This window comes from Parvibaculum sp., from assembly GCF_035511255.1.
Classification (GTDB): domain Bacteria; phylum Pseudomonadota; class Alphaproteobacteria; order Parvibaculales; family Parvibaculaceae; genus Parvibaculum.
This window is the reverse complement of the sequence record NZ_DATKFR010000455.1, coordinates 1-1,773: the sequence shown is the minus strand read 5'-3', so window position 1 is coordinate 1,773 and position 1,773 is coordinate 1. Positions and strand designations below refer to the sequence as shown.

The following is a 1,773-nucleotide window of genomic DNA, read 5'->3' as shown; positions in this document are numbered from 1 at the left end:
CCATGGGCGAAGTTGATGAGGTTGATGATGCCGTACACCATGGTGTAGCCCAGCGCGACCAGGGCGTACATGCTGCCCAGCACCAGACCATTGATGATTTGTTGAATGAAGATGTCCACAGGCGCGGTGCGTCGTCGTCGGCGCGCGTCACATTGCCGTCGACCACTTTCAGCGAGGTCGGCGTGTAGGTGATGAAGCGGTCCTTCGCCATCGCGTCTTCAAGACGGTGCAGCGCGGGCGCGACTTTCGCGCGCGGCTCGCAAGGCTCGGTCGCGGAGGCGGCGGTGGCGAAAAACGACAGGATGATGACGGCGATGAGTGTGCGCATGGGTGGAAAGCCTATGCCAGCGGCGGAGACTTGAACAGTGACATTCAGAGCGCGACGAGGATGGCGCCGAGGCCGATGAGGGCGACGCCGAGCCAGCCCGTGGCCGAGAGTTTCTCGCCGAGGAAGACCGCGCCGAAGATCGCGACCATGACGACCGAGAGCTTGTCGATGGGCGCGACCTCAGCCGCCTGCCCGATCTTCAGGGCACGGAAGTAGCAGATCCACGAGCCGCCGGTGGCGAGGCCCGAGAGGATCAGGAAGGTCCATGTGCGGGCGGAGAGTGCTTCGGGCCTTTTGAGTTCGCCGATGGCGGCCAGGATCAAGGCGAGCGTCACGAAGATGACGACGGTGCGGATCAGCGTCGCGAGATCGGAATTGACGTTCTCGACGCCGAGTTTGGCGAAGATCGCCGTCAGCGCGGCGAAGCAGGCGGAAAGGAAGGCCCAGAATATCCAGGAGGTGGTGAGGTTCATGGCCGACACCGTGCTGATCAGCAGTTAATGGCGCTCGCCAGGATTTTATCCACCCTCTGGAAATGTACGGGAGGGAACTCGAGGGCGACACCGTCGATCAGAAAGGTCGGCAACTGCACATCGAAAGATTGTTCCGCAAATCCCGGAATGACGACCTTCTGCTCGAAGAAATCCTTTTTTTCATCCAGTACAAGCACCGCCTTCGCGTCCGGGAAGGAAATCGGAAGCGACGCATGCCCGCCACCTTGCCAAGACACGTCGATCGATCCCGCCGTCGGGGCGATCGAAATTTTTTGAGCTTGCCATGAGTTGTATACGGCCTGCTTCTCTTCGTCCGCGAAGGGGCCGAACTCCGAGGGGATATGCTTGCGGATTGTGAGATAGACAGTGAGCGGTGCAGGTACCCGTTTGTCATAATCGAATTCGGACGTGCTCAGCCTCACCTGCACCCATGAATAGTTCGGCGCTGTGAAGGTGATGTGGTCATAGGCACCGCCGCAGGCACCACGCCACTGCTCCACGTGTCCGGACGGCGCGCTGGGTTCAAAGTAATTATATCCCTGCGGTATGCAGCCGGCGAGAATGATGGCTTGCACCGCGAAGCTCGCGGAAAGAACCCTTCGCAAGGCCGGCGAGAAGATGGGGTTCATGTCTCCGGTTCCGCCTATCCTGTCGTCCCGGGATTTATTCCCGGGACCCATTCCCTCACTGCATACCGCGCCGCCGATGGGTCCCGGCATTCGCCGGGATGACACTGGAGAGCGGCCTCAATCGAAGGCTTCGTCCCAGGTGCCCTTGGTCGAGGCTTTCGAATATTCCGTGGCGCGGTTCTCGAAGAAGTTCGCGTGCTCGATGCCGTTCAGCATCTCGTCCATCCAGGGCAGCGGGTTCTTGTCCGTGCGGTAGATGGGCTGGAGGTTCAACTGCGTCAGGCGGCGGTCGGCGATGTAGCGGATGTAGTTCTTCACCTCG

General features: G+C 60.6%; 3 protein-coding genes and 1 pseudogene. All 4 read right to left on the bottom strand.

Features of this window, described 5'->3' with window-relative positions; genetic code table 11:
• A partial coding sequence (locus tag VMR03_RS16995) for an ABC transporter permease subunit (protein WP_414693195.1) occupies nucleotides 1-119 on the bottom strand: 119 nt, incomplete at its 3' end.
• A gap of 253 nt (nucleotides 120-372) precedes the next feature.
• Nucleotides 373-801: an EamA family transporter gene (locus VMR03_RS16990; RefSeq protein WP_325407318.1), complete on the bottom strand. Its 429-nt coding sequence runs from the start codon at nucleotides 799-801 to the stop codon at nucleotides 373-375.
• A 17-nt stretch (nucleotides 802-818) separates the two neighbouring features.
• Nucleotides 819-1,451: a hypothetical protein gene (locus tag VMR03_RS16985; RefSeq protein WP_325407316.1), complete on the bottom strand. Its 633-nt coding sequence runs from the start codon at nucleotides 1,449-1,451 to the stop codon at nucleotides 819-821.
• 117 nt (nucleotides 1,452-1,568) lie between these two features.
• Nucleotides 1,569-1,773, bottom strand: a pseudogene (locus VMR03_RS16980) (ribonucleotide-diphosphate reductase subunit beta); the annotation flags it as partial.